We start from the raw sequence: 18,254 nt of genomic DNA, 5'->3' as shown, positions 1-18,254 counted from the left end.
AGCTCCCCGGCCGCCAGCGCCGCGAGCAGCCCTGCGGCGGCGAGGGCCGCAACGAACGAATAGGTCTCGAAAAGCGTATCCATTACAGTTGTCGGTTCAAATCGTTGGCGACCTTGGCCCGCAGCCTCTGCAGGCTCAAGGGAAAGGTCATGTACTGGTCGACGCCGCACTCCAGCAGACTCAAGACCGTCTGCTCGGACTGCTGCCACGACACCACATAAAACAGCGGCCGCCGGAGTCCCGCGGGACGCACCTCGCGCACCACGTCGCGACCGCACAAAAAAGGGGCCACATGCAGCACAATCACCACGTCGAACAGGATGCGGCGGCACATCCGCTCCATCTCCGCGGCATCGGAGGCGCTGCGCACCTCGGCCCGCAGGCCCGAAAGCGACAGCCGCACCACATCCCTCATAAATATGTCGTCCGAAACAATCAGTATCCTGTACATAGGTGCCCGCCGGCCCGTGCCGGCGCCGAAATCGGGCCCAAAACCATGCCAGAGCCGTACGGGTCGAAAAAAATTTACCGCTTCTGTTGTTTATAAGATAAATATGCGTATATTTGCACTCCGAATTATGTTCAAATACATATATCGAATTAAATGTACGTTATAGTAGAGATTGCAGGTCAGCAATTTAAAGCTGAAAAAGGTCGGAAACTTTATGTTCACCGTCTTCAGGGCGAAGAAAATTCGTCCGTAAGTTTCGACAAAGTCCTGCTCACAGACAACGACGGTCAGGTCAAAGTAGGTGCACCTGTAGTGAAAGGCGCCTCGGTGAAGTGCAAGATTCTGAAGCACCTGAAAGACGACAAGGTCCTGGTGTTCAAGAAGAAGCGCAGAACGGGATATCAGAAGTGCAACGGCCACCGTCAGTATCTGACGCAGGTCCTTGTAGAGGAGATTGTTGCATAAACCTTTAAAACTGAAGAGAAATGGCACACAAGAAAGGTGTAGGTAGTTCGAAGAACGGCCGTGAGTCGGAAAGCAAGCGGCTCGGCGTCAAACTGTTCGGAGGCCAGTTCGCAAAGGCGGGCAACATCATCGTTCGTCAGCGCGGCACGGTTCACAACCCCGGTGAGAACGTGGGTATCGGTAAAGACCACACGCTCTTCGCACTTGTCGACGGTACCGTCGAATTCTGCAAGAAAGGCGAAGGCAAATCGTATGTGAGCGTAACTCCGCTGAGCGAGTAAGCGTTCCGATAGCAACACAAAAAAGCGACCTTTTCGAAGGTCGCTTTTTTTATACCCCTGCCGCCGGAGCAGGACCGCCCGCACACGCAGAACCCCGTCCCCGCCATACTGTTTTTCGCGAGAAGGCCCACCGCCCCGCCGCCTGTAGCGATGACACCTGCCTTCCATTACCCGCCGCAATGACACCTGCCACCCCGCGCCGCCGGAACGAACGCGAACGCGGGAAGCAGGGAAACAAGGTGAGGCAGGAAGGGGGGGGGCAATAAGAAACAGAAAGCAGAGAACAGCAACGTAGAAAACAGGTCGCAAAGATATTACCCGCGTCACAGCAGCAGGCCCCGGCAGCGGTTTCCGGAAAAAATACGGGAGGCGAACAGCAAAAAACGCCAGGGAACTGCGCAAACAAAAATAAGCAGGATGCGGAATCCTGCTTATTTCATTTCCGGAAACGGAACGGGGTTACTTCTTCGCGGCCTCTTTTTCGACGGCCTTGAATACGGCCAGCGTCTTGTGGTCGTCGAAGAGCGTCAGCACGCTGCCCTTGATTTCGAAACGGTCGACTTCGTCGAGCATCTTGACGAACGCATCCTCGTACTGCATATCGGGACAAGCCATCCGGGTCATACCCATATTCTCGAACTCCAGCTCCTTGCCTTTCAGCTCATACTTGCCGAAGAAGCGGTTGCAGTTCGTACGCCCGGCGACCATCGTATCGGCAGCGTTGAATTCGAGGGTGAAGAAATCGGCCTCCTTGTCGATAGCCGCAGCGGGGATAGCCTCCATTTTGGAGAGTTTCCAGGTCGTGCCTTCGAGCGTCTTGTCCTGGCCGGCGCTTCCGCAGGCGGCCGTCATCACGAGCAGCGCAGCGGCTGCAAAATACTTTTTCATATCGTATAAATAATTAATATATAGTTCTGCACATGCAAAAACCGCACAAAACCCGTGCGCAACCGAAAAATTACGCGTTTATCCGAACAACTCGTTGAGCACGGCGGCCAACCGGTAGCCGGCTTTCAGTATCTGCTCCTCGGCAAAGGGATGCACCGTGTTGAGCAGGTCGCGGGCCTCGTCCTTCGAGAATTTCTGGTCGGGTTTGATCCACTCGTAGATTACGCGGCAGTCGCGGGCGCTCTGCCCGAGCCAGTCGCGGGGCGTGCCCGCAGTGATTTGGCGAATCTCCTTTTTCGTACGGCGATCGAGCTGGTGGCAGTATTCCATATATCCCCAGCGGTGGTTCAGGTCGAGCACGCCGCTGTCCCAGAAACTGTGGAATTCGCAGGGTCGGCCGTTCAGGTCGAACTTGAAATTCCTGTACCACGGCAGCTTCACGTGCACGGGGCAGTGCATATCCCCCACCAGATGCACGAGGTATTTGATCGACACCAGCACCGTCGAATCGTCCTGGTTGCGGTAATCCTTCAGTTTGGCCATCGCCTCCTCGATGCACTGCACGGCATCGCCTTTCGCGTTGGGCACGTACTTCCCGTCGGCATCCACCTTGTCGCCATGCCAGCCCGAGGTCATCTTATAAGCCGGGGTGTGACGGTACGCGTCCATCCACGAAGCGTAGTAAACGATCGAACGGCCGTCGAGGTACTTTTCGATGTTCTTCTTCGCCTTGGGAGTCAGGTGGCGCTCGGCGATATAGGCAATGGCGTCGTGGCCCGACTTGCCCCAGGCGAAAGCAGAGCCGCACCAGCACAGCAGTACGGCAGTGAGCAGGAGGAAATTTTTCTTCATCATCTGTTTAGCGGTTGGTTATACGAACAAATATAGACAATATAATCCGAATACGCAACAAAAAGCAAATAACCAATCGCTAAAAAGAAAAATCCGGACAGTCGTTTGCTGTCCGGATAATCTTTTCGGATTGTGCGTTACGCCACTTTCTTCAGGCGGAAAGCGATCTCCAGCTCCGAAGTTCCGTCGATCAGCTTCGTAATCATGTCGGCCACGTCGATGCCGCCGAGGGTCGACGGATCGAGGAAAGCACCCAGCAACTCCGTGAGCAGCTTTTTGTAAGGCAGAATCATCGCCCGGTCGACATAGATTTTCACGACGCCGTTTTCGAGCGTGTATTTCAGCGGCAGCGCATAGTACTCCTCCGTCGAAACGATGTTCAGCCCCTTGTACTGCGCCAGCAGCTCCTCGATGATTACCGACAAATCGCCGACACCCAGGTCCGCACCGGCGGTTTTCAGGAACTCCTTGCTTACGGCGAAGAAGAGCTTTCCGTTCTCGGTATAGTAGCTCAAAGCGCCGGCCGGCAGGATTTCGTCGGTTTCGGTTCCGGGGAAAGTATGGATAGCCGGATCGAACTTGACGCCCTGGGAGCTAATCAGGTCGCCGAGGATATTGTCGGAGAAAATCGGCGTACGGTATTGCGCCCCGAACGAACCGTCGTTTTTCAGGTCGATACCGACCAGCCCTTCCTTTACGAAATGGCTGGCGATACCCTCGACGAAAGGCAGGACATCGTTCATTCCCATCGGCAGGGAACCCGCGGGAAGCTCCAGCATGAACGAACCGTCGACAGTAGGAATATTGTTCGGATCGGCCCAGGTCGGCGTCAGGGTAAAATACATTTTATTAAAATCATCCCCGGTGGCCGTCGGCACTTCGATATAGGTGGGGACATAGCTTCCGATCAGCTCGGATTTGAATTTCGGGCCCTTGTCCTCACCGTCGTCGCACGAAGCGAACGAAACAAGTGCAGCAAAAGCGGCCGCAAGGATTGCGGATTTGTGCAAAAGATTTTTCATAAACAGAATAATAGTTGAATTCAAGTGGTTACAAAATTACCCTGCCTGTTAATCAAGAGCAAATAAATTCACTCGGGGGGGGGATTTTGAAAACGGACAGGCGTTTTTTCATCACGAACCCGTTTTTCGCCGCAACAAACGGCCGCCATCCGCCGCGCCGTACGAAAAAGGGGCCGCGGCATAATGCCGCGGCCCCTCGCTACAAAATATAACAGGTGTTTCTAATACTCCATCTTCGCCATGCGCTGGTAGCTGTTGTAACGCCACTTGGCATTCTCCTCGGCGGCAGCGAACAGTTCGTCGGCCTCTGCCGGGAACGACTTCTTGAGCGAGGTATAGCGCACCTCCTTCATCAGGAAGTCGCGGAACTTCGACCAGTCGGGCTCCTTCGAGTCCATCACGAACGGATTCTTGCCCTGCTCCTCGAGCATCGGGTTGTAGTGCCACAGGTGCCAGTAGCCGCAGGCCACGGCCTCCTTGCCCACGGTCTGCGTGCGCGTCATGCCGCCCTTGATGCCGTGGTTGATACACGGGGCGTAGGCAATCACGAGCGACGGCCCGGGATAAGCCTCGGCCTCTTTGAGCACGTTGAACAGCTGCATCTGGGAAGCACCGATGGAAACCTGCGCCACGTATACGTAACCGTAAGTCATGGCGATGGCGCCGAGGTCTTTCTTGCGGATGCGCTTGCCGGCCGATGCGAACTTGGCGACAGCGCCCACGGGCGTCGATTTCGACGACTGGCCGCCGGTGTTCGAGTAGACCTCGGTATCGACGACGAGGATGTTGACGTCGGCACCCGATGCGAGCACATGGTCTACGCCGCCGAAACCGATGTCATAGCCCCAGCCGTCGCCGCCGATAATCCACTGCGACTTCTTCACGAGCCAGTCCTTATGCTCGAGTATCTTCTTGCAGTAGTCGCAGCCGCAGGCCTCCATCATCGGGACGAGGCGTGCCGTGACTTCGGCCGACTTGACCGACGAACCGCGTGCCGCAATCCACTCCTGCATGACGCCTTTCAGCTCATCGGAGCACTTCGTGCAGTTGGCTATCGCCTGCTCCATCGCCTCCTGGATACGGTCGCGGAGCTTCTCGACGCCGACATGCATGCCCAGGCCGAACTCGGCGTTGTCCTCGAACAGCGAGTTCGCCCACGCCGGGCCCTGGCCCTTGTCGTTGGTGCAGTACGGGGTCGAGGGTGCCGAACCCGAGTAAATCGAGGTGCAGCCCGTGGCGTTGGCGACCATCATCTTGTCGCCGAACAACTGCGAAATCGCCTTGATATAGGGGGTCTCGCCGCAACCGGCGCAGGCACCCGAGAACTCGAACAGCGGCTGTGCGAACTGGAGGTTCTTCACCGACTTGGTCTTGTCCACGACCTGCTTGTAACCGATATGCCTGGTAATATAGTCCCAGTTCTTCTGCTGGGGCATCTGCGACTCGAGCGGTTTCATCACCAGCGCCTTCTCCTTGGCCGGGCAGACGTCGACGCAGTTCGAGCAGCCCGTACAGTCGAGCGGCGAAATCTGGATGCGGAACTTGTACTCCTTGGTTTCGCCCAGTCCCTGTTTCCACTCCACGCCCGAAGCGGCGGCCTCGGCCTCCGTCGCGAGGAACGGACGAATCACGGCGTGCGGGCAGACATAGGCGCACTGGTTGCACTGGATACAGTTTTCGATTTTCCACTCGGGAACGTTCACGGCAATACCGCGCTTCTCGTAAGCGGCCGTACCGTTCTCCCACGTGCCGTCCTCACGGCCGGTGAAAGCCGATACGGGCAGGTCGTCGCCTTTCAGTCCGTTGATCGGCTCGACGATTTTGCGCACGAACTCGGGATACGAAGCCTCCGAAACGTGTGCGAAGCCTTTGTCCTCGATAGCGGCCCATTCGGCGGGCACCTCGATTTTCTCGACGGCATCGCCGCCGGCGTCCACGGCCGCGTAGTTCATGTTGACGATGTCCTCGCCCTTCTTGCCGTAGGATTTCAGGATGGCATGCTTCATCTCCTCGACAGCCTTGTCGAACGGAATGACGTTGGCAATCTTGAAGAACGCCGACTGCATGATGGTGTTCGTACGCGAACCCAGTCCCAACTCGGCGGCGATTTTCGTCGCGTTGATGATATAGAAGTTAATCTTGTTCTTGGCCAGGTAAGCCTTCATGTGGTCGGGCAGCGTGGCGCAGGTGGTAGCCGCGTCGTGCACCGAGTTGAGCAGGAACGAACCGCCGGGTTTCAACCCCTTCAGCACGTCGTACTTGTCGACGTAGGAAGGTACGTGGCAGGCCACGAAGTCGGGTGTGGTAACCAGGTAGGGCGACGTAATGGGAAGGTCGCCGAAACGCAGGTGCGACGAGGTGTAGCCGCCCGATTTCTTCGAGTCGTACGAGAAATAGGCCTGGCAGTACTTGTTGGTCGTGCCGCCGATGATTTTAATCGAGTTCTTGTTGGCACCCACCGTACCGTCGGCGCCGAGGCCGAAGAAGAGCGCCTCGAACGTGCCCGGTTTAGCCAGCGAAATCTCCTCGCCGACGGGCAGCGAGCGGAACGTCACATCGTCCACGATACCTACCGTGAACTGGTTCTTGGGCTCGTTGGCCGCGAGGTTCGCGAAGACGGCCAGCATCTGCGCCGGCGTGGTGTCTTTCGACGAAAGGCCGTAACGGCCGCCGATAATCAGCGGTTTGCGCTCGGCCGGAATCTCCCGGCAGTTGGCGAAAGCCTCGACAACATCCAGGTAGAGCGGGTCGCCGTTGGCTCCGGGCTCTTTCGTGCGATCCAGGACACAAATGCGCTTTACGGTTTCGGGCAGCACCTGGCCGAGGTACTTCACCGAGAACGGACGGTAGAGGTGCACCGTCACCACGCCCACTTTCCCGCCTTTGGCGTTCAGGTAGTCGACCGTCTCCTTGAGGGTTTCGGTCACCGAACCCATCGCAACCACGACGTGCTCGGCATCCGCGGCGCCGTAATATACGAACGGCTTGTACTCGCGGCCGGTGATTTCCGAAATCTGCTTCATGGCGTCGGCGACCATGTCGGGCACTGCGTCGTAGAAGCGGTTGGCGGCTTCGCGGGTCTGGAAATAGATGTCGGGGTTCTGGGCCGTACCGCGGGTCACGGGATGCTCGGGGTTGAGCGCACGCTGGCGGAACGCCTTGAGCGCATCGCGGTCGAGCATGGCGGTCAGGGCGGCCTCGTCGATCAGCTCGATTTTCTGAATCTCGTGCGAGGTGCGGAACCCGTCGAAGAAGTGCAGGAACGGCACGCGCGACTTGAGCGACACGATGTGCGCCACGCCCGCGAGATCCATCACCTCCTGTACGGACGAGGTGGCGAGCATCGCGAAGCCGGTCTGGCGCGTAGCCATGACGTCCTGGTGGTCGCCGAAAATCGACAGCGACTGTGCGGCCAGCGCACGCGCCGAAACGTGGAACACGCCCGGGAGCAGTTCGCCCGAAATCTTATACATGTTCGGGATCATCAGCAGCAGTCCCTGCGACGCGGTGAACGTCGAGGTCAGGGCACCGCTCTGCAGCGAGCCGTGCACGGCGCCTGCGGCGCCCGCCTCAGACTGCATCTCGACAACTTTCACCGTTTCGCCGAAAATATTTTTGCGCCCCTGCGCGGCCCACTCGTCCACGAGTTCGGCCATGGTCGAAGAAGGCGTGATGGGATAAATCGCTGCAACTTCCGAGAACATGTATGCAACATGCGCCGCAGCGTAATTACCATCACATGTGATAAATTTCTTTTCTGCCATTTTAGTTGAAATTTTATTTGATGATATTGTGTGTTTTCCTGAATCCGGAACAAAACGCGATGCAAATATAACAATTCCGGAGGAAAAAACAGTCCGTTTTTCTGACAAAAAATCCGGTTTTTTCACCAATCGGGATGTTAAAAAAATAACAGCGACACTTGTTATTTCATTAACAGCAAACCACGGAAAATCACCGAGTTGCCGAACTTGCTAACCGATAGGGCCTTACCCCGGCGGCACATGCCGGGCAGCAGGCGCAGCGTCCGGATTGCAGGCGCACCGCACCGGGTCATTGCACCCGGTTGCAAAACCGCTGCCGGAGTGAAAGAATTTTGGGGCGAAGCCCGGGCCGCATACCGTCGAAGGCCGGATAAAACAAAAAAACATTACCCGGCGAGCGCAGGCAGGCTCTCCCGGCAGCAGGCCGTCCCCGGTACGCAATACAGCCATTTGCATACATTTTTGGGGGGGGGCCGAAGCGGGCAATCGCGTTTCCCATCCCGAAACAGGCAAAATTCGGCTTTATATATAGGATGTTCGGGCGCGGCAATTGCAGTTCGGGAAAATTTTCCTACTTTTGTTCCGCACTACCCGTTCTTTACATATCATCGTACATAAACGATTGTATTGGGACCTTTAAAATCTGGAAAATTTTTTGCAATCCCGCAATACAGGTCGTACCCCGAAGGGTGCGTGCTGATTTGCAGGATATAGGCCCAACCAGAGCCTTAAAGGTTGCAAACTCGGCAGCACTCTTCCCGTTTTCCTGCCGAAGCAGTCATTCGCAGCGGCAGGATCCTGGATTCACAATCCCCAAACTTCATAGTCAAGAATCCATCTAAATAATGAGGCGTCACTAATTCTTCCTGCCGCTGCTTTTTTACTATCTTTGCACACATGATCGAATACAAGAAAAAAATACTGGACAACGGCCTGACGGTCGTCGTCAACCGCGACCGGGCTTCGAAACTCGCCGCCGTCAACATCCTCTACAAGGTCGGCGCGCGCAACGAGAACCCCGCGCGCACGGGCTTCGCCCACCTGTTCGAGCACCTGATGTTCCGCGGCACGCGCGACATCCCGAATTTCGACCTGCCCGTGCAGATGGCCTGCGGCGACAACAACGCCTTTACGAACAACGATTATACGGACTTCTACATCACCCTCCCGAAAGACAACGTCGAAACGGCCCTGTGGCTCGAAAGCGACCGCATGGAGGGGCTGGATATCACCCCCGAAAAACTCGAAACGGAGAAACGGGTGGTAATCGAGGAGTTCCGCCAGCGCTACCTCAACCAGCCCTACGGCGCCCAGCCGATGCTGCTGCGCGCGCTGGCCTACCGGGTGCACCCCTACCGCTGGGCGACAATCGGGCTTACGCCCGACCACATCGCCGCGGCGACACTCGACGAGGTGCAGGCGTTCTACCGCGCCCACTACCACCCGTCCAACGCGATCCTGTCGATCTCGGCCGACCTCGACCAGGAGCGGATGCTCGACTTGGCCGAAAAGTGGTTCGCGCCGCTCGCAGACCGCACCGCCGCCCCGGCGGCGATTCCGCAGGAGCCGCAGCAGGAGGCGCCGCGCCGCGAGGAGGTCGTGCGCGACGTTCCGGCCACGACGCTTTCGCTGGCATTCCACATGGGCGGCCGCACCTCGCCCGACTTCTACACCGCCGATCTGGTGTCCGATCTCCTGTCGGGCGGCGACTCGTCGCGGCTCTACAAGCACCTCGTGCAGGAACAGCGCCTGCTGGCGTCGGTCAACGCCTATATCTCGGGCGACGTCGACCCCGGATTGTTCGTATTCACGGGGCAGCTCCTGCCCGAAACCACGCCCGAAGCAGCCGAAGCGGCTTTCCGCGCCGAAATCGAAGCGCTCCAAAACGTCCCGGCCTCCGATTACGAGGTCGAAAAGGTCAAAAACAAGTTCGAAGCCAACACGCTCTTCGGCGAACTGAACGTGATGAACAAGGCGATGAACCTCGGGTTCTACGAGATGCTCGGCGACCTGCCGCTCATCAACCGTGAAGTCGACGCCTACCGCGCCGTCACCACCGGCGACATCGCCGATTTCAGCCGCCGCGTGCTGCGGCCCGAAAACAGCTCCACACTCATCTACAAAGCGAAAAAATGACACAACCGCCTCTTATCATACCGTCGGCCGTAGAGGTCGCACAAGCCGAAAAGACCGTGCTGGCAAACGGCTCGGCACTCTACACGCTCGCCTCGGACGACTTCGAAGTGCTGCGCATCACGTTCGTTTTCCGCGCCGGCTCGGCCGTGCAGCAGGTCCCCTTTTCGGCCTCGACGGCGGCCAACATGCTCTCCGAGGGCACGCGCGACATGACGGCGCACCAAATCGCCGAGCGGCTCGACTACTACGGCTCCTATTACGACGTGAACATCGACCGCGACTACGCCTACATCAGTTTCTGTACGCTCTCGAAATTCTTCGACCAGACGCTCGCCGTAGCCCGGCAGGTGCTTCTCTGCCCGACCTTCCCCGAAGAGGAGCTGCGCACCTACTGCAACAAACGCAAACAGCGGCTGGCCGTCGAACGCACCAAAGTCGACGTCGAGGCCCGCGAGGCCTTCGCCCGGGCCCTGTTCGGCCCTGAACACCCCTACGGCATCTCGGCCCCGGAGGATGCGTACGACACCCTGACGCGTGCCGACGTGGCGGCCTTCTACGAAACCCATTACACCGCCGAAAACGGCTTCGTGGTGTGCAGCGGCCGTATCGGCGATTACGAACGGCAGGCCGTCGCCGCCCTCGCCGAACAACTGCCGCGACGCAAATCCGCCGCCGAAACCCCGTTTCCCGCCCCCGTCACGCAGCACGAAGCATTCGTCGAGCACCCCGGGGCCGTGCAGTCGTCGATCCGCATCGGACGCCTGCTCTTCCCGCGCCAGCATCCCGACTTCCTCGGCATGCAGGTCGTGGCATCGGCGCTGGGCGGCTATTTCGGCTCGCGCCTGATGCAGAACCTGCGCGAGGAGCACGGCTACACCTATGGCGTGGTGGCCGCGATGGTCAACTTCGAACGGGAGGGCTATTTCGCCGTCGCGGCGCAGGTCGGCACGGAAGTCACGCGGGAGGCCCTGCGCGAAATTTACGCGGAAATCGAACGGATGCGCACCGGGCCGCTGCCCGACGAAGAGTTCGCGCTGGTGAAGAACATCATGATCGGCGAGATGATGCGCATTCTCGACGGCCCGTTCGGCATCGCGGACGTCACCATCGAGAACATCCTCTGCGGCCGCGACCATACCGTCATCAACGAGAACATCGGCCGCATACGGGCCATGACGCCCGCCGACATACAGCACCTGGCACAGAAATACCTTGCCCGCGAGGATTTGGTGACGGTCGTAGCAGGAGCGCAGCGGCCATAGCCGCCCCTACCGCTGGCGGCAGGCGGAACACAGGCTCCGGAGGAGCAAGCCCAAAATAAAAGCACCGGGATTACCCGGTGCTTTTATTATATATCCTGTCCGGCCGACCGGGAAAAATGCAAGAGGAGCGCAGCGCCCCGTACCCGTTGCGGGCCTACACCCGGTTTCCGGCCACCCAGTTGGTCAGCTCCACGAAATCGGCGACCGAAAGCTGCTCGGCGCGCTGCGTGAAAAAAGGATGCTCGGCACCCCCGAAATTCCCGAACACCGACCGCAGGGAGTTGCGAATCATCTTGCGCCGCTGGCCGAAAGAGGCCTTCACCACCTTGATGAAAAGGGCTTCGTCGCAGCCGAGCCGCTCCACCCCGTTGCGGCGCAGGCGAATGACGGCGCTTTTGACCTTGGGCGGCGGGTTGAAGACCGTTTCGTTGACCGTAAACAGGTATTCGATGTCGTACCACGCCTGCAGCAGCACGCTCAAAATACCGTATTCTTTCGACCCGGGAGGCTCCGCGATTCGCACGGCGACCTCTTTCTGAATCATGCCCACGCACTCGGGCACCAAATCGCGGTTCTCGAGCACCTTGAAAAATATCTGCGAGGAGATATTGTACGGGAAATTGCCGATGATTTTCAGCCCCTCCGGAAAACGCTCGCGCAGGTTCAGCTTCAGGAAGTCGCCCTCGATCAGCCGCGGTGCGAACTCGGGGAAATGCGCATGCAGGTATTCGACGCTTTCGGCATCGATCTCCGCACCGTAGGTGGTTATATCGCTGCGTTTGAGCAGGAACTGCGTCAGCACGCCCATGCCGCACCCCACTTCCAGCACATCGCACGGCAACGCCGCGGTACCGCGGACCGACTCCCCGGCACCCGGCACCCGGCCTCCCGAGAGCGCGTCGCATATCTTGCGCGCAATATTGAGGTCGACCAGGAAATGCTGTCCCAGCGCCTTTTTGGCTCTTACTTCACTCATCTTCGTCTTTCAGTAATTCGTAACAACAGCCGTCCACGAACGCCCCGTTCTTGAAAAAAGCCCGGCGGAACGTCCCGACATGCCGGAACCCGGCTTTCGCCAGCACCCGCTGCGAAGCGGGATTGGTGGCATACACCGCGGCAAAGATACGAATTATCGGGGTATTTGCGAACATCCACTCCACAGCCCGCCCGACGGCCGCCGTCATAATGCCCCGGCCTCGGTAGCGGCTGCCGAGCCAGTAGCCGATTTCGGCGCCGAAGCGCTCGACGTCCGTCCCGGGCACGAACCCCACGCCGCCAACGGCCCTGCCGCCCACCACGACGGCGAAATCCACCGGGCACGACTTGCCGGCCGCCGCCGCGATGAACTCCCGGGCGTCGCCGAGGGTGTAGGGATGCGGAAAGAAATCGCGCACGTTATTCCACAGCGTGATGTCGTCGGCATTGGCCGCCAACGCCGCCGCATCCGCCGCGCGCCAGGTACGCAGCGTCAAAATTTCATCTTTGAATATTACCATTTCACAAACTTACCGGCCCACCGCCGGCCATAGATACGGACAAAGACCGCCGGGCAGGAACTAAAACCGTTATCCGGGAATAAAAACCGCCGGCCCGGAAAAGATGCCTCCGAAAACAAATAGCCGTTGCCCCGAAACCAAAACCGCTACCCCGGAAAAGATGCCTCCGGAAACAAATAGCCGCTGCCCGAAAGACAAAACCGCTACCCCGGAAATGAAAACCGTCGAAAAAATGCCTCTCCCAATAAAATGCGGGGGGGGGGCCGCTGCCCGGAAGACAAAACCGCTGCCCCGGAAATAAAACCGCCGGGCCGGCCAACAAAGACCGCCGGGCAGCAATGTCCGGCGGAAAGCAGTCAGCGTTTCGATTTGCGGGCCCTTTTCTTCTCCTGCCGCTCTTTCGCACGGCGCTCGAGCCGCATGCGGCGCTGCGTCATGCGGAACGTGTAGAGCAGCCCCACGAACCCGATCCCCAGCAGCGTGACCCAGAACCACACGGCAATGCCCCGTTCCATATACTCCAGGGCGTAGATTACGCCCGCTACCGCCACGATCATCATCACGAGGCGGACAACCTGCATTACATTGGTTTTCATGTCAGTCATTGTTTTGTCCTTTTTTACGGCGCGCATTCCGGGCCCCGGCGGCCATGATTCCCGCAGCGCAGACCAGCACGCACGGGACATACCAGATGTCCCTGCCGTCACAAGCCACTATCCGCCACAGGGAAACCGCAGCGCACAAGAGGAAAAACACGGACATAATCGTCTGGAAGCGCTGCAAAGCGGCCATAATCAGGGTATTTTGAATTTATTGACCTCGGCGAGGTGTTTGCGTTTGCGTTTGTGGCATTCGTTGTACACCATTCCCGCGCCGGCTACGACAAAAAGCATGGCTACGATGAGGTCGAAAACACAATTGCGGTTCGACATAGCCCAGAAGATGTTGACTCCGAGCCAGACGAGCGTCACGATGAGGAAAATCACGGCAACAGTAAAAGTCTTTTTGTTCATAGGCGTATCAGTTAAGTTGGTTTCAATCCCCGGAACAGTGACGCAACAGTCGCGGACGGCAAGTCGGTGCAGGGCGTCAGTTACCCTGCTCGCAGATAAACTTGATACGCACCAGGCGTATCTCCTCCTCCGTATAGTCGGCCCCCAGCTCTTCGATGGCCGCATCGAGCGAGTCGCTTTCGGCATCCTCCTTGAAATAGAGGTATATGTCCTCGATTTTATCCTCGTCCATAAACTCCTTGAGGTAGTACGAAATATCGAGTTTCGTACCCGAGTTGACGATTCCCTCGATTTCGGTCAGCAGTTCGTCGAAATCGAGGTCTTTGGCACGGGCGATGTCCTCGAAATCCATCTTCCGGTCGATGGACTGGATGATGAAAATCTTGTTGCCCGACTTGTTGCCGACCGATTTGACGATCATATCCTGCGGACGGATAATCTCCTTCTCCTCGACGTAGGCCTTGATGAGCTTGATGAACTCCTCGCCGAACTTGCGGGCCTTGCCCACGCCCACGCCGGTGATGTTCTGCATCTCCTCGACGGTTATCGGGTACTGCACGGCCATGTCCTCGAGCGACGGATCCTGGAAGATGACGAACGGCGGCAGCCCGTGCTGCTTGGCCACTTTCTTGCGCAAATCCTTGAGCATCGAGAACAACTCCTCGTCCGCCGCGCCGCCCTTGCCCATCGGGGCAACGGCCTCGGCCTCGCGCTCCTCCTCGTCGTAGTCGTGGTCGAGCGTCACCGTCACGGGGAAAGGCATGGCGATGTAGTTCTCGCCTTTCCTGTTCACCGAAATCAGTCCGTAGTTCTCGATGTTCTTGTCCACCAGGCCGAGGATGAGCGCCTGCCGCAGCACGGCGCCCCAGAAACGGGCATCGTGCTCGGCGCCCGCCCCGAACCACTTGCTTTTGTTGTGCCCGTAGCTCTTGATGAGCGCCGTATTCTTGCCCGTGAGCACGTTGATGAGGTAGTCGGCCTTGAACTTGTCGCCCAAATCGCGCAGCGCTTCGAGCGCCGTCTTGAGCGCCGCCCGGGCGTCGATCTTCGGACGGGGATTGCGGCAGTTGTCGCAGTTGCCGCAGTTCTCCTCCTTGTAATCCTCGCCGAAGTAGTGCAGCAGCGTCTTGCGGCGGCACATCGAACTCTCGGCGTAGGACACCGTTTCCAGCAGCAGCAACTTGCCGATCTCCTGCTCGGCGATGGGCTTGCCCTGCATGAACTTCTCGAGTTTCTGGATGTCCTTGTAGCTGTAAAAGGTCAGGCAATAGCCCTCGCCGCCGTCACGGCCGGCGCGGCCCGTTTCCTGGTAATATCCTTCGAGCGACTTGGGAATATCGTAGTGGATGACGTAACGTACGTCGGGCTTGTCGATACCCATGCCGAACGCAATCGTGGCGACGATCACGTCGACCCGCTCCATCAGGAAATCGTCCTGGTTGGCGGCGCGCGTCGACGCGTCCATGCCGGCATGGTAGGCCAGCGCCTTGATGCCGTTGGCCACCAGCAGTTCGGTGAGCTCCTCGACCTTCTTGCGGCTCAAACAGTAGATGATGCCGCTCTTGCCCTCGTTCTGCTTGATGAAGCGGATGATGTCGTGGTCGACGTTGTGCTTGGGCCGAATTTCGTAATAAAGGTTCGGGCGGTTGAACGACGACTTGAACACCGAGGCGTCGGACATGCCGAGGTTCTTCTGGATGTCCAGCTGCACCTTGGGCGTCGCGGTCGCAGTCAGGGCGATCAGCGGTGCAGCCCCGATTTCATTGATAATCGGACGGATGCGTCGGTACTCGGGACGGAAATCGTGCCCCCACTCCGAGATGCAGTGCGCCTCGTCGATGGCATAGAACGACACCTTTATCTTACGCAGGAACGCCACGTTGTCCTCCTTGGTGAGCGACTCGGGGGCGAAATAGAGCAGCTTGGTCTTTCCGGCCAGCACGTCGGCCCGCACCTGTGCCACGGCAGTCTTGTTGAGCGACGAATTGAGGAAATGGGCGATACCCGACTCGGCCGAAAAGGTGCGCATGGCGTCCACCTGGTTTTTCATCAGCGCAATCAGCGGCGAAATAACAATCGCCACGCCGTCCATAATCAGGGCGGGCAGCTGGTAACAGAGGGATTTCCCGCCGCCCGTCGGCATCAGCACAAACGTATCCTTACCATCCAACACGTTGCGGATCACTGCCTCCTGATTCCCTTTGAACGACGAAAAGCCGAAGTATTCCTTCAGCTTGTCGTGCAGCAGGGACGATTCATCTTGTTTCATTTCGCCGTTTATACTCTTAAAATCTGAAAATTCAATGTAAAGATAAAAAACTTTTCGGAAAAAAGCATAACTTTGTGAAAATTTTATAGCGAAAGAACGCAATGCGCCTATACACCAGCGAACTTGTCAAAAAATACAAAGCCCGCACCGTGGTCGACCACGTTTCGATCGACGTCAACCAGGGTGAGATCGTCGGACTGCTCGGCCCCAACGGAGCCGGCAAAACCACGACGTTCTACATGATCGTGGGACTTATCAAACCCAACGAGGGCCGCATTTTCCTCGAAAGCGACGAGGGGCAGGTCGCCGAGCTGACCAACGAGCCGGTTTACAAACGCGCCCAGATGGGCGTGGGCTACCTGGCGCAGGAGGCGTCGGTATTCCGCCGCCTGTCGGTCGAGGACAACCTGCGCGCCGTGCTCGAAATGACCGACTACTCGAAAGAGTACCAGGCCGAGCGCGTCGAATCGCTGATCGAGGAGTTCCGTCTGCAGAAAGTGCGCAAGAGCCTGGGCATCCAGCTCTCGGGCGGCGAGCGCCGCCGCACGGAAATCGCCCGCGCCGTGGCCATCAACCCCGCATTCATCCTGCTCGACGAGCCGTTCGCCGGCGTCGACCCCATTGCCGTGGAGGACATCCAGTCGATCGTGGCGACGCTCAAGCACAAGAATATCGGCGTCATCATCACCGACCACAACGTCGACGAAACGCTGGCCATCACCGACCGCACCTACCTGCTCTACGAGGGCAAGATACTCAAAACGGGTACGGCCGAGGAGCTTGCCGCCGACCCGATGGTTCGCAAAGTCTACCTGGGCCAGCATTTCGAGCTCAAGAAGAGCCACCAACTGACGCAGGACATGAAGAACCGCAAAGCACAACAGGAGTAAAAACGAAAATCGGAAATACAGGGGTGCCGGAGCGAACGGCGCCCCGTTTAAACATATAACCTACACAATGGATAAGACGGTTCCATTGGGCCGCGTTAAAGGCACGCTGACGCCGCCCTGTTCGAAAAGTTACGCACAGCGTGCCCTGGCAGCATCGCTTCTCTGCGAAGAAGTTTCGGTGCTGCGCCATCTCGAATTCTGCGACGACACGCGTTCGGCGCTCAAATGCATCGAAACGCTCGGCGCCCGGGTCAAACAGGTCGACGCCGACTCGCTCTCCATCGAGGGCGGGCTGCACCCCGGAGGGCGTGTGCTCCATGTCGGCGAATCGGGCCTGGCAACGCGCCTGTTCACCCCCATCGCTTCGCTTTGCAGCACCCCCATCACCATCGAGGGCCGCGGCACGCTGCTCCGGCGCCCGATGGAGATGATGACAGGGCCGCTGCGGGAACTGGGCGTACGGGTGCGCGACAACGACGGCTACCTGCCGTTCGAGGTCTGCGGCCCGATCCAGGGCGGAGAAATCGGGGTCGACGGCTCCGTATCGTCGCAGTTCATCACGGGACTGCTGCTGTCGCTCCCGCTGGCAAAACGCGACACCACGCTCCATGTGCACAGCGCCGTTTCCACACCTTATTTAGATATGACGGTGGACACCGCGTCGCGTTTCGGCGTGGAAATCTGCCACAACGACTACAAGGAGTTCTACATCGAGGGCAACCAGCGCTACCGCTCCGCCTATTTCAGCATCGAGGGCGACTGGAGCGCCGCGGCGATGCTGCTGGTCGCGGGGGCCATCGCCGGCGAAGTCACCGTCCGCAACGTTTCGATGCTCTCGAAACAGGCCGACACGGCCATCTGCACGGCACTCGTGCGGGCCGGTGCCGCGGTCATCAACGAGGAGGATTCCGTAACGGCGGCGCACCGCCCGCTGCAGGCTTTCGAGTTCGACGCCACGAACTGCCCCGATTTGTTCCCGGCACTCGCCGCGCTCGCCGCAGCGGCCGACGGCGTCAGCGTCATACGGGGCACCTCGCGGCTCGAATACAAGGAGTGCAACCGCGCGGTGGCAATCCGCGACGAATACGCCAAAGTGGGCATCGAAGTCGACACCTCGGAGGAGGACATCATGAAAATCCGCGGCGGGAACGTCCGCGGAGCCCGCGTTTCGAGCCACGGCGACCACCGCATGGCCATGTCGATGGCCGTCACGGCGCTGCGCAGCGACTCACAGATTACAATCGAGGGCGCCGAGTGCGTGGCCAAAAGCTACCCCGGTTTCTTCGAAGACCTTGCACGAATCAGCATTTAAACGCCATGAACATTTTCGGTCACAACTTCAGGCTTGCCATCTGGGGCGAGTCGCACGGCCCGCAGATCGGCATCTCGATCGACGGCGTTCCCGCAGGCATCCCGCTCGCGGCGGAAGATTTCGAAGCAGACCTCGCACGCCGCCGCAGCGGCG

Annotated in this window: 18 protein-coding genes; 7 read left to right on the top strand and 11 right to left on the bottom strand. The window is 58.7% G+C overall.

Going from position 1 to position 18,254, the window contains the following annotated elements; translation table 11 throughout:
• Positions 1–82: 82 nt before the first annotated feature.
• On the bottom strand, positions 83–451 hold the full coding sequence (locus QZT71_RS09755) for a response regulator (protein WP_295915584.1): 369 nt from the start codon (positions 449–451) through the stop codon (positions 83–85).
• 153 nt (positions 452–604) lie between these two features.
• Between QZT71_RS09755 and rplU the strand changes: the two genes are divergently transcribed.
• Together rplU and rpmA are read left to right on the top strand one after the other, a co-directional pair.
• On the top strand, positions 605–916 hold the full coding sequence (rplU, locus tag QZT71_RS09750; protein ID WP_009598864.1) for a 50S ribosomal protein L21: 312 nt from the start codon (positions 605–607) through the stop codon (positions 914–916).
• A gap of 20 nt (positions 917–936) precedes the next feature.
• The gene (rpmA, locus tag QZT71_RS09745; RefSeq protein WP_091536536.1) at positions 937–1,197 is read left to right on the top strand and encodes a 50S ribosomal protein L27; all 261 of its coding nucleotides are present in this window, start codon (positions 937–939) and stop codon (positions 1,195–1,197) included.
• A gap of 459 nt (positions 1,198–1,656) precedes the next feature.
• On the opposite strand, the gene QZT71_RS09740 is transcribed toward rpmA, so the two are convergent.
• The 4 genes from QZT71_RS09740 to nifJ all read right to left on the bottom strand — a co-directional run bounded on the left by QZT71_RS09740 (position 1,657) and on the right by nifJ (position 7,723).
• On the bottom strand, positions 1,657–2,085 hold the full coding sequence (locus QZT71_RS09740) for an META domain-containing protein (RefSeq protein ID WP_295915574.1): 429 nt from the start codon (positions 2,083–2,085) through the stop codon (positions 1,657–1,659).
• Between the two features lie 78 nt (positions 2,086–2,163).
• On the bottom strand, positions 2,164–2,937 hold the full coding sequence (locus tag QZT71_RS09735; RefSeq protein ID WP_295915588.1) for a S1/P1 nuclease: 774 nt from the start codon (positions 2,935–2,937) through the stop codon (positions 2,164–2,166).
• 137 nt (positions 2,938–3,074) lie between these two features.
• The gene (locus tag QZT71_RS09730) at positions 3,075–3,959 is read right to left on the bottom strand and encodes a hypothetical protein (protein WP_295915573.1); all 885 of its coding nucleotides are present in this window, start codon (positions 3,957–3,959) and stop codon (positions 3,075–3,077) included.
• A 221-nt stretch (positions 3,960–4,180) separates the two neighbouring features.
• The gene (nifJ, locus tag QZT71_RS09725; protein WP_295915571.1) at positions 4,181–7,723 is read right to left on the bottom strand and encodes a pyruvate:ferredoxin (flavodoxin) oxidoreductase; all 3,543 of its coding nucleotides are present in this window, start codon (positions 7,721–7,723) and stop codon (positions 4,181–4,183) included.
• Positions 7,724–8,620: 897 nt separating this feature from the next.
• On the opposite strand from nifJ, the gene QZT71_RS09720 reads away from it, so the two are divergent.
• Together QZT71_RS09720 and QZT71_RS09715 are read left to right on the top strand one after the other, a co-directional pair.
• Complete coding sequence (locus tag QZT71_RS09720) at positions 8,621–9,859, top strand: pitrilysin family protein (RefSeq protein ID WP_295915570.1); 1,239 nt, start codon at positions 8,621–8,623, stop codon at positions 9,857–9,859.
• Positions 9,856–11,121: a pitrilysin family protein gene (locus QZT71_RS09715; RefSeq protein WP_295915568.1), complete on the top strand. Its 1,266-nt coding sequence runs from the start codon at positions 9,856–9,858 to the stop codon at positions 11,119–11,121. The genes QZT71_RS09720 and QZT71_RS09715 overlap by 4 nt, the downstream gene beginning before the upstream one ends.
• Positions 11,122–11,275: 154 nt before the next feature.
• On the opposite strand, the gene rsmA is transcribed toward QZT71_RS09715, so the two are convergent.
• From rsmA to recQ, 6 genes are all read right to left on the bottom strand, one after another.
• Positions 11,276–12,097, bottom strand: a complete 822-nt coding sequence (gene rsmA, locus QZT71_RS09710; protein ID WP_295915567.1) for a 16S rRNA (adenine(1518)-N(6)/adenine(1519)-N(6))-dimethyltransferase RsmA — start codon at positions 12,095–12,097, stop codon at positions 11,276–11,278.
• On the bottom strand, positions 12,090–12,617 hold the full coding sequence (locus tag QZT71_RS09705) for a GNAT family protein (RefSeq protein WP_295915565.1): 528 nt from the start codon (positions 12,615–12,617) through the stop codon (positions 12,090–12,092). Before QZT71_RS09705 ends, rsmA begins: the two co-directional genes overlap by 8 nt.
• 356 nt (positions 12,618–12,973) lie before the next feature.
• Complete coding sequence (locus QZT71_RS09700) at positions 12,974–13,213, bottom strand: hypothetical protein (RefSeq protein ID WP_295915563.1); 240 nt, start codon at positions 13,211–13,213, stop codon at positions 12,974–12,976.
• Between the two features lies 1 nt (position 13,214).
• A complete protein-coding gene (locus QZT71_RS09695; RefSeq protein WP_295915561.1) occupies positions 13,215–13,409 on the bottom strand; it encodes a hypothetical protein in 195 nt (64 codons plus the stop codon).
• Between the two features lie 2 nt (positions 13,410–13,411).
• Positions 13,412–13,630, bottom strand: a complete 219-nt coding sequence (locus tag QZT71_RS09690) for a hypothetical protein (protein ID WP_295915560.1) — start codon at positions 13,628–13,630, stop codon at positions 13,412–13,414.
• 76 nt (positions 13,631–13,706) lie between these two features.
• Positions 13,707–15,899 (bottom strand): DNA helicase RecQ, encoded by a 2,193-nt coding sequence (gene recQ, locus QZT71_RS09685; protein WP_295915558.1) that lies wholly within the window; start codon positions 15,897–15,899, stop codon positions 13,707–13,709.
• Between the two features lie 101 nt (positions 15,900–16,000).
• Here recQ and lptB point away from each other — a divergent pair, with 101 nt between their 5' ends.
• From lptB to QZT71_RS09670, 3 genes are all read left to right on the top strand, one after another.
• Positions 16,001–16,789, top strand: coding sequence for an LPS export ABC transporter ATP-binding protein (lptB, locus tag QZT71_RS09680; RefSeq protein WP_295915556.1), 789 nt, complete (start codon positions 16,001–16,003; stop codon positions 16,787–16,789).
• 67 nt (positions 16,790–16,856) lie between these two features.
• Entirely contained in the window at positions 16,857–18,101 is a 1,245-nt protein-coding gene (gene aroA, locus QZT71_RS09675) for a 3-phosphoshikimate 1-carboxyvinyltransferase (RefSeq protein ID WP_295915554.1), read from the top strand.
• Between the two features lie 5 nt (positions 18,102–18,106).
• The coding region (locus QZT71_RS09670; protein ID WP_295915586.1) for a chorismate synthase at positions 18,107–18,254 on the top strand (148 nt) is incomplete at its 3' end.

It is taken from the genome of uncultured Alistipes sp. (genome assembly GCF_902388705.1).
Lineage (GTDB): Bacteria > Bacteroidota > Bacteroidia > Bacteroidales > Rikenellaceae > Alistipes.
The sequence above is the reverse complement of the archived record's forward strand: the minus strand, read 5'-3'. Positions and strand labels throughout refer to the sequence as shown.